Genomic DNA, 18,269 nt, shown 5'->3' with positions numbered 1-18,269 from the left:
TCGAGAAGCTGGACCTCTCCGGCGACGAGGCGACCGGTGCGAACATCGTCCGTCTCGCGCTGGAGGCGCCGATCAAGCAGATCGCGTTCAACAGCGGTCTCGAGGGCGGCGTCGTGGTCGAGAAGGTGCGCAACCTGCCGATCGGCCACGGCCTGAACGCGGCCACCGGCGAGTACGTCGACATGGTTGCCACCGGCATCATCGACCCGGTCAAGGTCACCCGCTCGGCGCTGCAGAACGCCGCGTCGATCACCGGCCTGTTCCTGACCGTCGAGGTCGTGGTGGCGAACAGCCCCGAGGCCGCGGCGGCCGACGCCGCCGCCGTGGACGCGGCCGCCATGGGCGGCATGGGCATGTAGCCCGCCCCCGGGCCCGTCGGCGGGCCGGGCCGGATGGCATGGCCGACCCGACCCGACCCGACCCGCCGCGGGCCCGGCGCTCAGATTCGCGCGCCCTTTTCCTGGTTGCAGCGGCGGCACAGAAGCTGGAGGTTGTTGACGCTGGTGGCGCCGCCGAGGCTGTGTGGGATGACATGGTCGAACTCGAGGTACTCGGTCGCGTGGCACTGGGTGCACGCGGCGCCGTCACGTTGCCAGACGGCGGCCTTGACGTCGGGCGGGATCGTGCGGGTGTCGCGTTGCCCCGGGGCGAGAACCAGCCGCTTGGCGACCCGCAGGGTGCCCGACAGCACCGCGGTGGCGTACTCCGCGTCAGCCAGCAGATAGGTGCCGCCTCCGCGGGTCGACGTCAGGATTTCCACCCCGTCCCACTTCGGCATGACCGAGTGGATCTTCGACCAGGGTGTTTCGGACCCGCCCGTGCCGGAGGAGATGAAACGCAGTTTCCTGTTTGAGGCGAGCAGGCGGCCGGCTGTCTGCCGTGGGCCGTTGGCGAGCTGGCGGACGTGGGTCGCCNGGACGTCCAGGTGCAGGATCTCGCCCGCCTCGAGGTGCAGCGACGGATTCTGGACCCGGGGGAGATCACCCTCCAGGAAGGCCGCGAGCGCCCGGCCTCTCTCCAGGCGGGCGCGCATCCGGTCGATGGTGCTGTCCTGAATGTTCAGCACCTCGACGGCCGCGAGGAATCCGGTCAGCTCCTCCTGTTCGATGATCCCGTCCGCGAAGGCGAAAGTGACGACGCGCTCCAGATGGGCCAGACCCGCCTTTCGGTAGAGATCGTGCGCCCACGCCTCCGGGATCCGCTGAAAACGCAGGTCGGTCCACAGCTGGTCCAACGCCGGCCTGGACGCGCCTTCGTGCGCGAGTACGTCGACGAGCTGGCGCTGCCACTGTGTCAGTGCCCGGTGGATGCGGGCGTCGCAGTCAGCGCACCGGGCCGTGCCCAGCCCCAGCCGCCGGCGTTTGGTCCGGCCGCAGCCACCGCAGGTCGACTCGGTCTCCCGCCACGCCGGGACGCGGTGCTCGCTCCAGGCCGAACCGTCCCACCAGCGCAGGGACGACGGGTCCGTGGAGTCGGGAAGCCAGTCCGCACGTGCTCCGACCGGCGGGGGCGGTGCTGGCCTCGGCGGGGGTGGAGGGGCGGCGGGCCCGGATGCCGGACCGGCAGGTACGGGTACGGGTACGGGTGCCGGACCGGCAGGTACGGGTGCCGGACCGGTGGACCGGGGGTCGGGGGCGGGATCGGGCTCGTCGTCGACCTTGATTCCATAGCTGGTCGCCAGGCCCGCCAGCCCGCTGGACCAGCCCTGCCCGACCGCGCGGAACTTCCACCCACCGCCCCGGCGGTAAAGCTCGCCGAACACCATTGTCGTCACCGGCTCGGTGAGGCTCGGTACGAAACCGGCGAGTGGTCCGCCCGGTTCGGCGATCACGTTGACCCGCAGCTCGGAGAGGTCGAGGAAGGTGCCGGTGTCGACGGATCCCGCGAGCACGATCACCTCGACCTCGGGCTCCACCGCCGGTAACGACGCCGTGAACAGGCCCGTGTTGACGCGGACGGCGCCGGAGGGGTGGACCGGCTGGTTGAAGAAGACGAGGTCCGCGTCGGAGCGCACCTTGCCGGTGCTGGTCACCAGAACCGCACACACGTCGACCTCCGGCCCGCCGCGCTGGTCCAGCTCCAGCCGCATCGGCCGGGTCGGCACCTCCATGTTCGCGCCTGCGCTCAGGTTTGGGGCGGCAGCCATCGGAACTCCCCCGTCTACGGTTACTCGGCGCCGCAGCCCGGCGGCGCACCGTCGGCATTATTCAACCTGTCGCCCCGATTCGGGAACCTGCCGCCCATCCCGTCAGGGACGCCGTTGATGTCCGCTGCCCGGCCGCACTGGCGCCGGGCGCCGGGCGCCGGCGGCTGGAGGCCGAGGGTCGGTCGTTGGGGGCCGGTCCGGCATGCTGGGGGGATGCGTGAGGTGTCCATCGGGGACGACATGATCCGGCTTGGCCAGTTTCTGAAGCTCGCCGACGTCGTGGAGGCGGGTTCGGCGGTCAAGGAGGTTCTGGCCAGCGGGACTGTCCGGGTCAACGGCGAGGTCGAGACCCGGCGCGGCCGTCAGCTACGGCCGGGAGACGAGGTCACGCTGCCCGGCGAGCAGCTGCGCGTCGGTTGATCACCCGGCCCTGCCCAGCCGGACGCCGCTGGTGCTCCACGTCGATTCTCGAAAACCTTGACAACATTCACCGCCTCCGTTTTTCCGGGCACTCCGAAGCGCCTTCCGGTGCTGTCGTCGACCGTGGCCTTACTCGGTGAATCGCGGCGGCGGCGGGGCGAGGTTCTCCGTGGCCCACCGGCCTGCCGCGGGAAGGGTTGAACCGGTCAGGTCCGGTCAAATGTCCTGGACCGTCGCGTGGGCCGCCCGGCCGGCGGGGCGGGAAGGGCGCCCTCTGATACGGTATCGGCCATGAGGAGAGCGGCCTGTCCCGGTTCTTTTGATCCGATCACCAACGGTCATCTCGACATCATCGTCCGGGCGAGTCGGCTTTTCGACGAGGTCGTGGTCGCCGTTTCGATCAACAAGAACAAGGCGACGCTGTTCACCGTCGAGGAGCGGATGGAACTCGTCCGGCAGGCCGTGCGGGATCATCCGCAGGCGCCGTCCAATGTTCTGGTGGATTCGTCTCATGGGCTGATCGTCGACTTCTGCCGGGCCAAGGGCGCCCAGTCGATAGTCAAGGGCCTGCGGGCCGTCAGCGATTTCGACTACGAGCTCCAGATGGCGCAGATGAACAACTCGCTCGCCGGCGTGGAGACGTTCTTCATGAGCACGAACCCGCAGTACGCTTTTCTCTCCTCCAGCCTGGTGAAGGAGGTCGCCCGCTACGGGGGCGACGTTTCGGGGCTGGTGCCCGACGGGGTACTCAAGCGGCTGCGGGAGCGCCTCGCCGACTGACGCCCGGCCGGTGTAGGTGGCCCTTCCGGAATCACCGCCGCCCCGCGGGTGCCCGGCCCCAGGCCACGGCGGTGGCGAACGTGACGTCGAAGAAGGCGGGGTCCGCGAGCTGGTCGAGCGCTTCGTCCAGCGTCTCGTCGGGCACGAGGTCGAGCTCGCGGATGCGTGGGCGCAGCCGGGCCAGCGTCAAGGCCCAGCACTGCGCCGAGGCGTTACCGCCACCGGTGGTCGGCAGGTGGACGGTCATCCCGACGTCGACTAGGCGGCGCTTCAACAGCGGCTCCGGGAAACCGCGCGCCCAGGTGGAGTCCGTGCCGATCGTCCTCGCCAGGACGAGGTCGATGCCGCGCATGGCCTCGCGGAACCGCGGATGCGGTGACGAGTCGATCGGGAACCCGGCGATCGACTCAAGCAGGATCACGCCGCCTGGCTTCAGCCAGCTCAGCAGGCGGTCGAGGACCTCCTCCCGCTCCGGGAGATGCTCCAGCACGAACCGGGCGTGCACGAGGTCGAACGGTTCTCCCCCCGGCAGCGGATCGCGGGTGATGTCGTGCTGGCGGACGATCAGGTGCCCGGTGGCCAGACCGGCCAGGTGGCGGGTGTCGACGTCGGTCGCCACGACCTGGCCGGTGGTGGTGACCCGGTCCGCGAGCCAGGTCGCGATCGAGCCGCCGCCCGCGCCCACCTCCAGGCATCGCCACCCGGCGGTGGCACCGAGCTCGTCCAGGACGCGCGTCGTCGTCGGATCACAGACCCGTGCCATGGCGGCGAGCCGCATCCGTTCGGCTTCGCCCGGGCCGCCGAGAACGTCGTCTGCATAGCGGAGACCGCGCGGACTGTTCATAGTGCTTCTTCTACCGTCGTCGTCGGCTTCCCGCCGCGGAATCCGAGGTGAACGTCGCTCGGCGGGCGCGGTGTGGGGAGCGCCGCGCGACCGCGGGTGGAGCAGGCGGAAGACTGGCGGCATGGCGAGAGGCGACGAGGTCGAGCGGGCGCACGCCGGGGTCTCGGTACCGCGCCCGCGGGAGGGGCCCGGCCGGGCGATCGCCCGGCGGCTGGTGCTGGCGCTGGCGATCCTGGTGGGCACCGTGGTCGTGGTCTACCTCGGGCGGGACGGCTATGCCGACAACCAGGGGAACCCGCTGAGCCTGCTGGACGCCGCCTACTATGCGACGGTCAGCCTCTCGACGACGGGATACGGCGACATCGCCCCGATCACGCCGAGTGCGCGCCTGGTCAATGTCCTGGTGGTCACCCCGGCCCGGGTGATCTTCCTGATTCTGCTGGTCGGCACGACACTGGAGGTGTTGACCGAGCGCTCCCGGGAGGCGTTCCGGGTGGGGCGGTGGAGGAGGCGCGTGGACCAGCACGTGGTGGTGGTCGGCTACGGGGTGAAGGGCCGCAGCGCGGTGCGGGCGCTGCGGGAGGACGGCGTGCCCCTGGAGCGGATCGTCGTCGTCGACTCCGACCACCGGGCGCTCGCCGACGCCGGTCGCGACGGGCTCACCACCGTCGTCGGTTCGGGGACCCGCGCTGCGGTGCTGCGGGAGGCGCTGACCGATCGCGCTCAGGCAGTGATCATCGCGACCAACTCCGACGAGGCGAACGTACTGATCACCCTGACCGCGCGGGAGCTGGCTCCGAAGGCCGTGATCTCGGTGTCCGTCCGGGAGGCCGAGAACATCCCGCTGCTTCGCCGCGGTGGCGCGGACCAGGTCGTGACCAGCTCGGACGCTGCCGGCAGGATGCTCGGGCTCGCGACCCGCAGCCCGCGGGTCGTGGACGTGGTCGAGGACCTGCTGACCTCCGACGTCGGGCTGCGGCTCGCCGAGCGGCCCGCGACCGAGGGCGAGATCGGCCGCGGGCCCAGGGAGTGCGTCGATCCGGTGCTCGCCCTGGTCCGCGGCGGACGCCTGCTCCTGTTCGACGACCCCACCGCGAACCCGATCCAGCCCGGCGACCGTCTCGTCACGGTGCGCGACGTCGGATAGGCGCCCGAGGCGCGGTCAGAGTCCTTCGGCGAGGGTGTGGGCGACGAGCGCGTTGGCGTGCCCGTGACNGAGGCCGTGCTCGGCCTTCAGCCACCTGACCAGCTCCATGTGCCGGGTGATGCCGCTGGCCCGGATGAGCGTCTGCCACTCGGCGATGGGCCGTCCGTACTTCTTCTCGATGGAGGGGAAGTAGGACGCTGGTCCCTGGACCTTCGCGGTAACCGACGGTCCTGATTCCTTGGTCGCCATCGTGGGCTGCTCCTGTTCTCGCGGGTGGCTGCCGCGCGCCCTCCTTGGCGCGTCATCATGTTGGACTCGGCCACCCGCCCGAACTCATCGGTGCCGGCGGTCAGTGGGCCACGGTGCTCGCCTGCTCCGCGCCGGCGCCGGTCAGCGCCCGCACCTCCATCTCGGCGAACTTCTCCGCGTTGTGCGGTTCCCGCGAGGTCACCGAGCCGAGCCAGCCGAGCAGGAACGCCAGCGGGATCGACACGAGCCCCGGGTTCTCCAGCGGGAACCAGGAGAAGTCGACCGACGTGTCCCTGATCATGGACGCGCTGGCGCCGCTCGCGTCCACCTTCCCGGAGACGACTGGCGAGAACGCGATCAGCGTGATCGCCGAGACCAGGCCCCCGTAGATGCTCCAGAGAGCCCCTCGGGTGGTGAAATCCCGCCAGAACAGCGAGTACAGGATGGTCGGCAGGTTGGCCGAGGCCGNGACCGCGAAGGCCAGAGCCACCAGGAAGGCGATGTTCTGGTCCTTGGCGAAGATGCCACCGGCGATGGCCACGATGCCGACGACGACGGCGGTGATCCGGGCGACCTTCACCTCCGAGCCGGGCTCGGCGGCCCCGCCTCGCAGGACGTTGTTGTAGATGTCGTGCGCGAACGACGCGCTGGCAGTGATCGTCAACCCGGCGACGGCGGCCAGGATCGTCGCGAAGGCCACCGCCGCGATGATGCCGAGCAGCAGCGTCCCGCCCAGCTCGAAGGCCAGCAGCGGGGCAGCCGAGTTCGCCTTGCCGGGGGCGGCGTTGATGGCGTCCGCCCCGACCAGGTACATCGCGCCGTAGCCGAGTACCAGGGTGAACAGGTAGAAGCAGCCGATGATCCAGATCGCCCAGACGACGCTGCGCCGGGCCTCCCTGGCCGACGGCACGGTGTAGAAGCGCATCAGGACGTGGGGCAGCCCGGCGGTGCCGAGCACCAGCGCCAGCGACAGCGACACAAAATCGATCTTCGTCAGGGTGGAGGTTCCGTAGCGGACACCGGGGTCGAGTACGGCCTCGCCTCTGGGGCTGGCCGTGACCGCGTCGCCCAGCAGCGACGACAGGTTGAACCCGGCCTTTCCGAGCACCCAGAAGGTCATCACCGCGGCACCGACGACGAGCAGGATCGCCTTGATGATCTGAACCCAGGTGGTGCCCTTCATCCCGCCGACGAGGACGTACACGATCATCAGAAGTCCGACGACGGCGATCGTCGCGTTCTGGCCGGTGTCACCCGAGACGCCGAGCAGGAGGTTCACCAGGCCCCCGGCGCCGGCCATCTGCGCGAGCAGGTAGAAGAGGCTCACCGCCAGGGTCGAGATCGCGGCCGCCGTCCGGACCGGCCCCGGCCGCAGTCGGAAGCTCAGCACGTCGGCCATCGTGTAACGACCGGTGTTGCGCAGNAGTTCGGCCACCAGCAGCAGCGCCACCAGCCAGGCGACCAGAAACCCGATGGAGTAGAGGAAGCCGTCGTAGCCCTGCAGCGCGATGGCCCCGGCGATGCCGAGGAACGAGGCCGCCGAGAGATAGTCCCCGGAGATCGCGATGCCGTTCTGCCGGCCGGAGAACGCCCGGCCACCGGTGTAGAAGTCGGTGGCCGTCCGGTTGGAACGTGACACCCTGATCACGACCACGACTGTGATCACGACGAACAGCGCGAAGAGCGTGATGTTGACGGCCGGCTCGCCGACCGGGCCGGAGGAGAGCAGGCCCGGCTTCGTCGGAACGGCCGTACCGCCCGCGGCCGGGCTGATCGGGTTCATGCCTCCCGACCCGCGGCGAATGTGTCGAGTCGGGCGGTGTCGGGGTGGGCTGCCTCGAAGCGGGTGCGCAGTGCCTCGGCGGCGGGGTCGAGATTCCGCTCCGCCCAGCGGGCATAGATCATCGTGATCGCGAAGGTCGAGACAAACTGGCCGAGCCCGAACACCAGACCGACATGGATGTTCCCGAACAGCTCGGTGCCCATGAAGCCGGGTACGAACGCGGCGAGCGAGACGTACAGGAAATACCAGGCCAGGAACAGTGCCGTCAGCGGGAAGACGAAACGGCGGAGCCGGCGCCGAAGGTCGGCGAACTCGGGGCTGCGCTGGAGGTCCGGGTAGCTGGTGGCCGGGCGGGCCGCGGCCACGTCCGCGGGCTTCGTGACCGTGCCGGTCATTGTGCCGTCCGCGACCGTCCCCGTCACCGCGCCGTCGTCATCCGGCGCGAGCTGCGTGGTAGTCAAGGTCTCCCCTCCCGGAGCGGCGCAGTCCCGACTGACGGCCGGTGATCCTCGCCTTCCCGCGACGACTGTCGTTCCCCGGCGCCGTCCCGGGAAGGCGCCGCGCCGGCCGTGCGACGCGCGTGCGACGGGCAGACGACGTACGGGCGGCGGGGCAGGACGTCGGGCGGCCGGCGGCCGGGGTGTCGCGGGGGGGGGAGTGTCCGGGGGGATGCGTCGCGGGGAGGCGCGTCAGGGAGGTGTGTCGCGGGGAGGCGCGTCAGGGGAGGCGTGGCGGGTCAGGGAGGTGTGTCGCGGCGGGCTGGCCGGGCGGGCCGCTTCTCCTCGGCAGGCCGAGGGATCTCTCCCAGATCTTGTTCACCGTGTCGATCAGTTTTTCCGGGTCGTAGTCGAGTCCTTCGTAGGACCAGGCCATCACCATTCGCTCGACCATGAACGTCAAAGCATGGGCAGTGTACTGAGGGTCCAGATCGGGGTAAGCCAGCCCGGCGGCCTGCCACCCGGCGATGGCCTGTGTCGCGCGGCCCTGGAAGTGCTCGGCCACCTCGTCCCACTGGGCTTTCAGCCGTTCGTCGTCCTCGCGGGCCTGATAGACCGCCCGCAGTACGTGGGCATTCCGCTGGAACGCCTCGATGTAGACCCGGTTCACCTCCTCGATACGGCGCACCGGGTCGAGCTGGCCGCTGACGTGGCCCGGTGCCAGCGCGGTCAGCTCGGTGGCGACGTCCTTCATCACCTCATGCAGAAGGTCATGTTTCGAGCGGTAGTAGTTGTAAAGCGTGCCCGAGGCCACTTTCGCCTCGGTGCTGATGTCGGACAGGCGGGTGTTGTAGAACCCGTCACGCTCGAAGACGGCCCGGGCCGCCTCGACGAGACGTCGCGGTGTGGTCTCGCGGCGAGGATCGTTCCGGGTGCGTCGGGGGCTCTCCGGAGCGTTCGCCCGCTTCCGACCAGCGGCAGGCGTCGGCACTGTCAGACCTCTTTTCCTCTGATCTTCTGATCCGCGGTCGTGGCGCTGGCGCGTGCCCGCGGCTCCGCGGCGCCGGTGCCGGCGACGGCCCCAGCGATGGTACGGAGCCGCCCTCGCGGGTCGCTGTCTCCCGGCCGCCGCGGGCGGGCGAGGGCCAGGCTCCGATCTCCGGTCAGCTCCGATCCTGCCGGAGCATACGGGCCGGGCACCGCGATAAGAAGAGGTTGACGTCAGCCTCATCTATGGCTAGCTTCCTCGCCATCGGTGGGCCGCGTACCCGTGTCCCACGGCACCTGACGCGCCGGGCCGCGGGTCCGGCATCCAGAAGCTGGGGGGGTAATGCACTTACCAGGAAGACGAACGTGCGCCATCGTCGGGCTGGGCCTGGGCCTCGTGCTCGCGGCCACAACTGCCTGCGGCGGTGGATCGGACGATCCGGGCACTGAGACCACCGCTACCGGGGCGCCGATCAAGGTCGGCTTCTTCAAGCCGGAATCGGGGGTCGGCTCCCTGCCCGGCGTCATCGCCGGAATGGAGGCAGCTCTCTCCTACGTCAACGGCGAGCTCGGCGGTGTCAACGGCCGTCCGATCGAAGTTGACGAGTGCTCGACCGACGGCACGCCGGAAAGCACGATCTCCTGCGCGAACAAGTTCGTTCAGGATGGCGTCGTCGCCGCTTTCGACGGCTTCAACTACAGCTCCAGCGCCGGCATCGACACCCTGGTCGCGGCGAAGATCCCGCTGGTNGGCCAGATCGCCTTCGACCAGACGACGGGAAGCAAGTCGGAAGGCCGGGTGTTCTTCGCGGCGCCGCAGGCATCCTTCCTGGTGGGTGCGCTCCAGGGATTCAAGTCCGAGGGCAAGACCTCGGTGACCCTGGCCCTGCAGGACACCCCCACCGGGCACAACACGGTGGACAGCCAGCTCAAGCCGCTGGCCGCCGTCCTGGGACTCAAGACCACCGGGATCTACTTCTCCNCGACCAACCCGAACTTCAGCGCCGTGGCCTCCACCGTCACGTCGACCAATCCTGACGTCGCCGGGCTCATCGCCTCCCCCACCGAGTCGGTCTGCGTCCAGCTGGTGAAGAACCTGCGGTCGGCGGGCTACAAGGGCGCGATCTTCCTCGCCGCCTGCACGGCCTTCATCAAGGCCGCCCCCGAGTCGGCGCCGGGCGCGACCATGTACTCCTCGGGTTGGCTGCCGGGATCGCAGAAGCACGCCCCGGCCGAGGTCGGCGAGCGGCTGGAACTGGCGACGAAGTACATCGAGAAGGCGGGCGGGCCGGCCGACTACTACGCCTACGGCCAGTTCGTGACCGTGGTGGACTTCGCCAAGGCCCTGGCGACCGCCCCGTCGACCGACGAGATCACCGGCGCGAGCGTGCTGACCACGCTCAAGTCGCTCAAGGACTTCCCGAGCTTCCTCGGCCCCAAGCTGTCCTGTGACAAGCCCACGAGCCCGAACTGCACCACGCAGATACTGCTGTTCACCGTTCAGGACGATCTGACACTCAAGCCGGTGAGCGGCGACTGGATCACTCCGTCGCCGCAGATTCTCGCCACCATTCCGGGTGCCAGCTGAGCGGAAGGAGTGAGACGTCCGCGCCGCTGCCCGCGGCGCGGACGTCCGACCGGCTGATGACCACAATGCTGATGACAACAGTGCCGATGAAAACAGTGCCGATTGAAACGGTGCCGAGCAGTGCGGTGCCGAGCAGTGCGGCGCCGATCAATGGAGTGCCGATCACCGCGGCGCCGATCACCAGAGCGGCGTCGTACTCATGAGCGAAATCCTTCAGTTCGCCGTTATCGGGTTCTCGACCGGAGCCGTCTACGCGGTACTGGGCTCCTCCCTCGTCAGCGTCTACGTGGCCACCGGGATCATCAACTTCGCGCAGGGCTCGCTTGCGCTGTGGGGCGTCTGGCAGACGGCGGCGCTGCGGGCCAACGGAACGCTGGTACTGCCGATCGGGAGCTTCAAGCTCACCGACGGGCCCACTCCCATGCTGCTCGCCGTCCTCGTCGGCGCGGTGAGCTGCCTGGCCTGGGCGGTCCTCGCGCAGCTGCTGGTGTTCCGCCCGCTGCGCAGGTCACCGGTTCTCGGCCAGGTGGTCGCGTCGGTCGGAGTCATGCTGCTCCTGCAGGCGCTGGTGACGATGCGGTTCGACCGCGACACCCTCGGGCTCGACCCCACCGTGCTGATTCCGCTGCCGGTGCTGCCGTCCGACACCTTCACGTTCGCCGGGACCGTCATCGCGGTGAGCAACCTGGTGCTCGCCGGCATCGCGATCCTGATCGCCGCGGCGATGTGGGCCTACCTCAGGTTCACGCGCATCGGTATCGCGACGCGCGCCGGAGCCGAGGACGAGCGGGCCCTGCGCCTCATGGGCTACTCGCCGGACCGGCTCGCGACGCTGGTGTGGGGCGCGACCGGGCTGTTCTCCGGGCTGATCGTGATCCTGGCCGCGTCGGCCATCGGCGGCCTCGACCCGACCAGCTACATGTTCTACGTCGTCCCCGCGCTGTCGGTCGCGCTCGTCGGCCGGCTCACCTCGATCGGGACGGCCTGCGCGGCCGGGCTGGCGCTCGGCTCCCTCCAGCAGGTCCTGCTGTTCTTCAGCACCAAGAGCTGGTGGCCGTCCTGGGCCCAGGCCGGCGTGGGCGACGCGGTTCCCTTCGTCATCGTCGTCGTCGCGCTCTTCGCGCTCGGCCGCAGCATTCCGGAGCGGGGCGCCGCCGACTCCGGGCGGCTGCCGCGGGTGTCGGTGCCCCGGCTGCGTCCGCTGCCGGTGGCGGGGGCCATCGCCGTCGCGGCGCTGGCGGTCGCCCTCACGTCCGGTACGTGGCGGTTCAGCCTGGTGATGTCGATGATCCTGGCGCTGATCTCGCTCTCGGTGGTGCTGCTGACCGGCTTCCTCGGCCAGATCTCGCTGGCCACGATGGCCTTCGCCGGCGCCGCCGGCTTCGCGCTGTCGAAGCTCACGACGAACGCGGGCGTGCCGTTCCCGCTTTCGCTGCTGCTCGCGGCGTTGGTCGCCACCGCCCTCGGGGTCGTCGTCGGTGTTCCCGCGCTGCGGATCCGGGGCGCCCAGCTCGCGGTGGCCACGATCGCGGCGGCGCTGGCCATCGAGGGATTCGTGTTCAACAACCCGTCACTGACCCCCTATACGGGAGCGCGGATCAGCGACCCGTCGCTGTTCGGCTACTCGCTGGCGGTCCGGCACGGGACGAACGTCATCACGCTGCGCTTCTCGTACCTGGTTCTGACGATCGTGGTGCTCCTGCTGATCGCGGTGGCCCGCCTGCTCGGCGGCGGCACCGGCCGGGCCTTCCTGGCGGTGCGGTCCAACGAGCGCGCCGCGGCGGCCGCCGGGGTGAACGTGGCGGCGACCAAACTCCTCGGTTTCGCGATCGCGTCCTTTCTCGCCGGTGTCGGCGGCGGTCTGATCGGCTACAGCCGCNGGCAGCTGTCGTCGGCGTCGTTCACGGTGCTGGTCGGGCTGGTGGTTCTGGCGATGGCGTATGTCGGCGGCATCACGAGCATGTCCGGTGCGATCATCGCCGGGCTGGCGGGGCCGCTCGGTGTCCTCTATGTGGTCCTGACCCAGACGCTCGATCTCAGCGAGTACTACACCCTCATCGCCGCGCTCGGCATGCTGGTGCGCGCTGTCGTCTTCCCGCCCTACGGCGGGCCCGTCCAGGAGTGGTTCGCCGCCTGGCGCGCGCGCCGGGCGGCCGTTGCGGTCACCGGCCCGCCGCCGGATCCGGTGCCGGATCCGGTGCCGGACCTGGCGGCGCTCGGAACAGTGAGGTCCGTCGATGCCCACTGACCAGACAGTGCCCACTGACCAGACAGTGCCCACTGACCACACGGTGCCCACTGACCACACGGTGCCCACCGACCAGACGGTGCCCACCGACCAGACGAAACCCGCGAACGACCAGCCGGCGGGCCCCCCCGAGGGCTCGCTGCTCGCGGCACGGGGTGTGTCGGTCCGATATGGCGGGGTGCGGGCCAACGAGGACGTCACGCTCGCCGTCGACCGAGGCGAGATCGTCGGCCTCATCGGCCCGAACGGCGCTGGCAAGACGACCTTCGTCGACGCCGTCACCGGCTTCACGCGCTACACGGGGAGCGTGACCCTGGGCGGCACCAGCCTCGACGGCGCCGCGGCGCACCGCCGGCGTCACCTGGGCCTGGCACGCACCTGGCAGGCCGGCGAGCTCTTCGGTGACCTCACGGTGGCCGAGAACCTGATCGTCGCCGCCGAGCGTTCCGGCGTGCGGCGGGCGTTCACCGACGTGTTCGCCCGCCGCCGTACGCCGGACGACGCGGTGCGGTCCGCACTGGAGCTGGTCGGGATGTCCGCCCTGGCGGACCGCCGGCCCGGCCAGCTCACGCTGGGCCAGCAGAAGCTGGTCGGGGTGGCGCGCGCCCTGGTCGGCGCCGCCCAGGTGCTTCTCCTGGACGAACCGGCGGCGGGACTCGACACCGAGGAGAGCGTGGCGTTCGGCGGTGAGCTGCGGCGGCTCTCCGCGTCCGGTCTCGGTGTTCTGCTCATCGACCACGACATGACCCTCGTCCTGGACGTCTGCGACCGCGTGTACGTCATGGACTTCGGCCGGATCATCGCGACGGGAACGCCGGCGCAGGTCAGCGCCGACGAGCGCGTCGTGGCCGCCTACCTGGGAAGCCCGGTGACCCCATGAGCACGGCCTCGACATCGGCATCGGCGTCGGCCGAGGCGTCAACATCAGCATCGACGGCGACGGCGACGGCGACGGCGACGGCGGAGTCGGTGACGGCACTGGCGCTCGCGGGCCTCAGCGCCGGCTACCGCGGCGTGCCCGCCATCCGCGACATCGACCTGCGGGTGGCCGCGGGCAGGATCCTCGCGCTGCTCGGCCCCAACGGCGCCGGCAAGACGACGACCCTGCTGGCCGCCGCCGGTCTGCTGACCCCACTGGCCGGCACGGTCACCGCGCTGGGGAAGCCGGTCACCGGCCACGTGGAGCGCACCGCGCGGGCCGGGGTCAGCCTGATCCCCGACAACCGGGGAGTGTTCCACCGCCTCACGGTGGCCGAGAACCTGCGGCTCGCCGGCTCGCGCGCCGATCTCGACCAGGCCCTCGCGCGGTTCCCGCAGCTACGCGGCCTGCTGGGCCGCCGGTGCGGGCTGCTGTCGGGTGGTGAGCAGCAGACGCTGGCGATCGCGAAGACGTTGATGAGGAAGCCGCGCGTCCTGTTGATCGACGAGCTGAGCATGGGTCTGTCGCCGATCGCCATCCAGGGGATCCTGCCNGTCCTGCGCGAGCTCGCCGACGAGACGAAGGTGGCGATCGTGCTGGTGGAGCAGCACATAGACCAGGCGCTGTCGATCGCGGACGACGCGGTGGTCCTGCACCACGGCCGCGTCGCCCTGAGCGGGCCGGCGGACGCGCTGCGAGACGACCGTGACCAGATCCGGCGCGCCTACTTCGGCCGCTGACCTCCCTCCGGCCATCCCCGTCGGCCAGAACCCGTCCTTCAGAACCCGTCGACCAGACCCAGGAGCGTGATGGTGACACTGGACGCCAGGCAACGCGCGGCGCTCGCCGCCATCTGCGACGCGTTCGCTCCCGGCGATGGCGCGGCCCTCCCGTCGGCGAGTGCGCTCGGCGCGGTCGACCTCGCCGAGGCACTGGTCGCGGGCCTGCCGCGGGCCGCCGACCGCGGCCGGCTCTCGACGCTGCTGTCGCTGTGGGACACCCGGCTCATGGGGCTGTATCTCGGGACGGGCCCGCGGCGGTTCTCCGCCCTGGACGCCGCCACCCGTGAAGGTGCGCTCCTGCGGCTGGGGGAGTCCGCGTACGAAGGCAGGCGGGTGCTGTTCCAGGCGCTGCGTGCGCTGGCCATGTCGTCGTACTTCCTCGCCCCCGGGCCGACCGGATCGTCACCGGTCTGGGCGGCCCTCGGCTACCCGGGCCCGCTGGGGGTGCGGGCGGACGCCCCCCGCCCCCCGCTGGAACCGCTCAGCCCGGCCGCGGACACCACCTTCGACTGCGACGTCGTCATCGTCGGCTCCGGCGCGGGCGGCGGCACCGCTGCCGGGGTCCTCGCCGGAGCCGGCCTTGAGGTCGTGGTTCTCGAGCGGGGCGGCTACTACGACGACGCGGACTTCGACGGCGGCGAGCTGTCCGGCCTGCGCAATCTCTACGCCCCGGGGCCGACGGTGACGGCGGAGGGGCAGGTCGCCCTGGTCGCCGGTTCCTGCCTGGGCGGGGGAACGGTCGTCAACTGGAGCACCTCGCTGCCGACCCCGCCGCGGGTCCGCGCGGAGTGGGCGGAATGCGGGGCGAAGCAGTTCGACCAGCCGGAGTTCTCCGACGCGCTGCGGGCGGTGTCCCGGCGGCTTTCGGTCAACGGTGCGCACAGTGTCGCCTCCGCCCGCGACGCGGTGCTGGAACGCGGGCTCAGGGCGCTCGGCTGGCACGTCGACGCCCTGCCCCGCAACGTCACGGGCTGTGACATGGGTGTCGACTGCGGACGGTGCGGCAGCGGCTGTCGTCGCGGCGCCAAGCAGTCTGTCACGAAAACGTGGCTCGCCGACGCGGCGGCGCACGGCGCCCGGCTCGTCACGCGTGTCGATGTGCGTCGGATCGACGTGCGGGACGGGCGTGCCCTCGGCGTGCGAGCCAGCACCCCTGGTGGTCATGATGTGACGGTGCGTGCACGGGCGGTCGTCGTCGCCGCGGGGGCCATCGAGACGCCGGCGCTGCTGCGCCGTTCCGGGCTGGCCAACCCCAATATCGGCCGCTACCTGCGTCTGCACCCGGCGACCGCGGTCTGGGGTGTGTACGACGAGGAGATCCGGCCGTGGGAGGGCGGTCTGCAGACCCGTTACTCCGACGAACACAGTGATCTCGACGGCGCCGGCCACGGCGTGATCTACGAGACGGGCCCGGCGAACCCGGCCGCGCTCCAGGGCTTCATGAACTGGCGGGGCGCGGCGGCGCACCTCGCCACCATGAAGGAGCTCGCGCACACCGCGGGCGTCGGCGTCATCACCCGGGACCGCGACTTCGGTGAGGTCAGGGTCGGGCGGGACGGGCAGCCGGTCCCGCACTACCGGCTCTCGCGGCACGACGCCGGGCACCTGGGCGCGGGGGTCGAGGGGGCCGCGCGGATCATCGAGGCCGCCGGAGCCCGCAGGATCTACTCCTCGCACCAGGCGGGGCCGTCCTACGAGCCCGGGAAGCGCGGATCCCACGAGGAGTTCACCGCCGCCTGCCGGTCCGCCGGCTACGGCCCGGGCCAGTGCGCCATCGCCGCGCTGCACATCATGGGCACGGCGCGGATGGGTGACTCCGCGGACACGAGCGCCACGGATCCGGACGGCGCCGTCTGGGAGCTGCCGAACGTGGTGGTCGCGGACGCCTCCTGCCTGCCCACCTCACCGGGTGTCAATCCCATGATCTCGATCGAGGCGACCGCGTACATGAACGCGACGCGCCTGGCCGCCAGGCTCGCCGCCTGATCACCGGGCTCGTGGCCCGCGGCGCGAGCCCCCCACCGGACACCGAAGACCGACTGGTCCGATCCTCGGAGGCACCGCACATGTCCGACATCATCAAAGAGCGCTTAGCCATCGAAGCCGAGATCGACGGCATGACACTGGTCAGCGTCCTCGACCGCACGGCGCTGGAGCACGGCGACGAACCCGCCTACTCCGACCGCCGCGACGTCGACTCCGGCTGGCGGACGGTCACCTGGGGTGAGGTCCGGACCCGTGCCCGCGAGGTGGCCGGGAGTCTGCTGGAAGCGGGCCTGGAGCCCGGCGACGTGGTCGCGATCATGTGCTCGAACCGGATCGAGCACGTGGTGGTGGATCTCGCCGTGGTGTTCGCCGGCGGCATCCCCGTCTCGGTCTACAACACCCTCGCTCCCGAGCAGGTCGCCCAGGTCGCGGGGCAGGCGACCCCGCGGATCGTGGTGCTGGAGACCGACGACCACGTCCGGCGCTGGTCCCGGGTGCTGGCGGAGAGCCCGGGGATCAGCCGCGTCGTGCTCCTCGACGCCGCGCCGATCGCCGACCCGCGTGCCGTCGCGTGGCCGGAGGTGGTGGCCGACGGCCCGGCCGCGCTGGCCCGGCATTCCGACACCCTGGCCGTCCGGGCCAAGGCCGTCCGGCCCGAGGACCCGATCACGATCCTCTACACCTCCGGTACGACCGGCGCGCCCAAGGGCGTCGTCCTCACCCACCACAACATCTGGTACCAGGCGATCGCCTCGATCCGGACGGCAAATCACCGGAGCGCGGGCGTCTCCGTCTCGTACCTGCCGTTCGCGCACATCGCCGAGCGGATCCTCGGCATGTACCTCCCCCAGCTGCAGGGCGGCCACGTCTACCTCATCGACGACCCGTCCCAGCTCGCCGCCGCCCTGGGCGAGGTCCGGCCCACCCGTTTCTTCGGCGTCCCGCGGGTGTGGGAGAAGATCCGCGCCGGCATCGTGGCCAAGCTGGCGGCCGACCCCGAGGAGATCAGGTCGGCCGTCGAGGCGGCCCTGGCCGTCGGGCTGGAGTACGTCGAGTCGACGCAGACCGGGAACACGACCTCGCCGGAGCTGCGGGCCCGGTTCGACGCGGTCGACGCCGCGGTTCTGCGTCCGCTGCGGGCCGCCCTCGGCCTCGACCGGGTTGAGTGGGCCGCCAGCGCCGCGGCGCCGATGCCGGTGGAGCTGGCCCGGTTCGTCGCCGGGCTGGGCCTGCGGGTCTACGACGTGTACGGCATGACCGAGACGACCTCGGCGGCCACGGCGTGCGGGCCGGACGCCTTCCGCCTCGGCACCGTCGGCCGGCCCCACCCCGGCATCGAGCTCCGGCTGGCCGACGACGGGGAGATCCTGGTGCGCGGCCCCATCTCGACCCCCGGTTACCGCGCGGCTCCCGAGGCGACCGCCCGGCTGATCGACGGCGACGGCTGGGTGCACACCGGGGATATCGGCGTGCTCGACGAGGACGGGTTCCTGCGGGTGGTGGACCGCAAGACGGAGATCATCATCACCTCCTCCGGCAAGAACATCGCCCCGTCGAACATCGAGAACGGGCTCGTCGAGAGCCCACTGATCGGGCACGCCATGGTGGTCGGCGAGGGTCGTCCCTACGTCGTCGCGATGCTGACCCTCGACGGGGCCGCCGCGCCGGTCGTCGCCGCCCGGCTCGGCGTCGAGGCCGGCAGCCTGGCCGAGCTGACCCGGCACCCCAAGATCCAGGAGGCCGTCGGGACCGCCGTGGCGGCGGTGAACGCGCGCCTTTCCCGGCCCGAGCAGGTGAAGGCCTTCGAGCTGCTTCCGCAGGAGTGGACGACCGAGAGCGGGGAGCTCACCCCCACCCTGAAGCTCAGGCGCCGCGTGGTCGCCGGCAAGTACGCCGACGTCATCGAGCGGCTGTACGGCGGCAGGCCCGCGTGAGCGGCGTGAGCGGCGTGAG

General features: G+C 71.0%; 14 protein-coding genes and 11 pseudogenes. 14 read left to right on the top strand and 11 right to left on the bottom strand.

All coding sequences use genetic code 11. The features are described 5' to 3' along the window. Window positions 1-359: TCP-1/cpn60 chaperonin family protein (locus UG55_RS19360; protein ID WP_304440425.1), on the top strand; the 359-nt coding region annotated here is incomplete at its 5' end. A gap of 80 nt (window positions 360-439) precedes the next feature. Here the strand turns inward: UG55_RS19360 and UG55_RS39440 are convergent. Continuing rightward, window positions 440-778, bottom strand: a complete 339-nt coding sequence (locus UG55_RS39440) for an HNH endonuclease (RefSeq protein ID WP_242424784.1) — start codon at window positions 776-778, stop codon at window positions 440-442. Between the two features lie 137 nt (window positions 779-915). Continuing rightward, window positions 916-2,089 (bottom strand): TerD family protein (locus UG55_RS46020; protein ID WP_304440426.1); only part of this gene is annotated, 1,174 nt, incomplete at its 3' end. 270 nt (window positions 2,090-2,359) lie between these two features. Between UG55_RS46020 and UG55_RS19350 the strand changes: the two genes are divergently transcribed. Further along, the gene (locus tag UG55_RS19350) at window positions 2,360-2,566 is read left to right on the top strand and encodes an RNA-binding S4 domain-containing protein (RefSeq protein ID WP_206779395.1); all 207 of its coding nucleotides are present in this window, start codon (window positions 2,360-2,362) and stop codon (window positions 2,564-2,566) included. 291 nt (window positions 2,567-2,857) lie between these two features. Continuing rightward, window positions 2,858-3,346 carry a pantetheine-phosphate adenylyltransferase gene (coaD, locus tag UG55_RS19345; RefSeq protein WP_066071116.1) on the top strand — a complete coding sequence of 163 codons (489 nt, stop codon included), beginning with the start codon at window positions 2,858-2,860 and terminating at the stop codon, window positions 3,344-3,346. Window positions 3,347-3,377: 31 nt separating this feature from the next. Here coaD and UG55_RS19340 read toward each other — a convergent pair whose 3' ends face one another. Further along, window positions 3,378-4,190 carry a bifunctional 2-polyprenyl-6-hydroxyphenol methylase/3-demethylubiquinol 3-O-methyltransferase UbiG gene (locus UG55_RS19340; RefSeq protein WP_066071111.1) on the bottom strand — a complete coding sequence of 271 codons (813 nt, stop codon included), beginning with the start codon at window positions 4,188-4,190 and terminating at the stop codon, window positions 3,378-3,380. A gap of 121 nt (window positions 4,191-4,311) precedes the next feature. On the opposite strand from UG55_RS19340, the gene UG55_RS19335 reads away from it, so the two are divergent. Beyond that, window positions 4,312-5,337: a TrkA family potassium uptake protein gene (locus UG55_RS19335; RefSeq protein WP_066071109.1), complete on the top strand. Its 1,026-nt coding sequence runs from the start codon at window positions 4,312-4,314 to the stop codon at window positions 5,335-5,337. A 15-nt stretch (window positions 5,338-5,352) separates the two neighbouring features. Here the strand turns inward: UG55_RS19335 and UG55_RS45550 are convergent. The 7 genes and pseudogenes from UG55_RS45550 to UG55_RS19315 form a co-directional block, all read right to left on the bottom strand. Further along, window positions 5,353-5,405 (bottom strand): annotated as a pseudogene (locus UG55_RS45550) (DUF4287 domain-containing protein); the annotation flags it as partial. A gap of 1 nt (window position 5,406) precedes the next feature. Beyond that, a partial coding sequence (locus UG55_RS19330; protein ID WP_242424781.1) for a DUF4287 domain-containing protein occupies window positions 5,407-5,586 on the bottom strand: 180 nt, incomplete at its 3' end. Window positions 5,587-5,686: 100 nt separating this feature from the next. Beyond that, window positions 5,687-6,054: pseudogene (locus tag UG55_RS39425) on the bottom strand (cation acetate symporter); the annotation flags it as partial. 1 nt (window position 6,055) lies between these two features. Then, a pseudogene (locus UG55_RS39420) lies at window positions 6,056-7,009 on the bottom strand (cation acetate symporter); the annotation flags it as partial. 1 nt (window position 7,010) lies between these two features. Further along, window positions 7,011-7,369, bottom strand: a pseudogene (locus tag UG55_RS39415) (cation acetate symporter); the annotation flags it as partial. Further along, on the bottom strand, window positions 7,366-7,764 hold the full coding sequence (locus UG55_RS19320) for a DUF485 domain-containing protein (protein WP_083986992.1): 399 nt from the start codon (window positions 7,762-7,764) through the stop codon (window positions 7,366-7,368). The gene UG55_RS19320 and the pseudogene UG55_RS39415, both read right to left, overlap by 4 nt. A 322-nt stretch (window positions 7,765-8,086) precedes the next feature. Then, the gene (locus UG55_RS19315; RefSeq protein ID WP_066071100.1) at window positions 8,087-8,797 is read right to left on the bottom strand and encodes a TetR/AcrR family transcriptional regulator; all 711 of its coding nucleotides are present in this window, start codon (window positions 8,795-8,797) and stop codon (window positions 8,087-8,089) included. A gap of 339 nt (window positions 8,798-9,136) precedes the next feature. On the opposite strand from UG55_RS19315, the pseudogene UG55_RS39410 reads away from it, so the two are divergent. The 3 pseudogenes from UG55_RS39410 to UG55_RS39400 form a co-directional block, all read left to right on the top strand. Then, a pseudogene (locus UG55_RS39410) lies at window positions 9,137-9,543 on the top strand (ABC transporter substrate-binding protein); the annotation flags it as partial. A gap of 1 nt (window position 9,544) precedes the next feature. After that, window positions 9,545-9,775: pseudogene (locus UG55_RS39405) on the top strand (ABC transporter substrate-binding protein); the annotation flags it as partial. A 1-nt stretch (window position 9,776) separates the two neighbouring features. Continuing rightward, a pseudogene (locus tag UG55_RS39400) lies at window positions 9,777-10,381 on the top strand (ABC transporter substrate-binding protein); the annotation flags it as partial. Here the strand turns inward: UG55_RS39400 and UG55_RS19305 are convergent. Further along, window positions 10,335-10,562 carry a hypothetical protein gene (locus tag UG55_RS19305; protein WP_066071094.1) on the bottom strand — a complete coding sequence of 76 codons (228 nt, stop codon included), beginning with the start codon at window positions 10,560-10,562 and terminating at the stop codon, window positions 10,335-10,337. The pseudogene UG55_RS39400 and the gene UG55_RS19305 overlap by 47 nt on opposite strands. 18 nt (window positions 10,563-10,580) lie before the next feature. Between UG55_RS19305 and UG55_RS19300 the strand changes: the two are divergent. From UG55_RS19300 to UG55_RS19280, 7 genes and pseudogenes are all read left to right on the top strand, one after another. Next, window positions 10,581-12,260, top strand: a pseudogene (locus UG55_RS19300) (ABC transporter permease); the annotation flags it as partial. 1 nt (window position 12,261) lies between these two features. Next, window positions 12,262-12,629 (top strand): annotated as a pseudogene (locus UG55_RS39395) (ABC transporter permease); the annotation flags it as partial. Then, a complete protein-coding gene (locus tag UG55_RS19295; protein ID WP_083986991.1) occupies window positions 12,619-13,509 on the top strand; it encodes an ABC transporter ATP-binding protein in 891 nt (296 codons plus the stop codon). The pseudogene UG55_RS39395 and the gene UG55_RS19295, both read left to right, overlap by 11 nt. A 134-nt stretch (window positions 13,510-13,643) precedes the next feature. Next, window positions 13,644-14,101 (top strand): annotated as a pseudogene (locus UG55_RS19290) (ATP-binding cassette domain-containing protein); the annotation flags it as partial. Window position 14,102: 1 nt separating this feature from the next. Then, a pseudogene (locus UG55_RS39390) lies at window positions 14,103-14,288 on the top strand (ABC transporter ATP-binding protein); the annotation flags it as partial. A 69-nt stretch (window positions 14,289-14,357) separates the two neighbouring features. After that, complete coding sequence (locus UG55_RS19285) at window positions 14,358-16,316, top strand: GMC family oxidoreductase N-terminal domain-containing protein (protein WP_199865195.1); 1,959 nt, start codon at window positions 14,358-14,360, stop codon at window positions 16,314-16,316. Window positions 16,317-16,396: 80 nt separating this feature from the next. Further along, window positions 16,397-18,250: a long-chain fatty acid--CoA ligase gene (locus UG55_RS19280; RefSeq protein WP_066071086.1), complete on the top strand. Its 1,854-nt coding sequence runs from the start codon at window positions 16,397-16,399 to the stop codon at window positions 18,248-18,250. The last annotated feature ends 19 nt before the right edge of the window (window positions 18,251-18,269 follow it).

The organism is Frankia sp. EI5c, assembly GCF_001636565.1.
Classification (GTDB): Bacteria; Actinomycetota; Actinomycetes; order Frankiales; family Frankiaceae; genus Parafrankia.
This window is presented reverse-complemented; position numbering and strand designations above follow the sequence as displayed.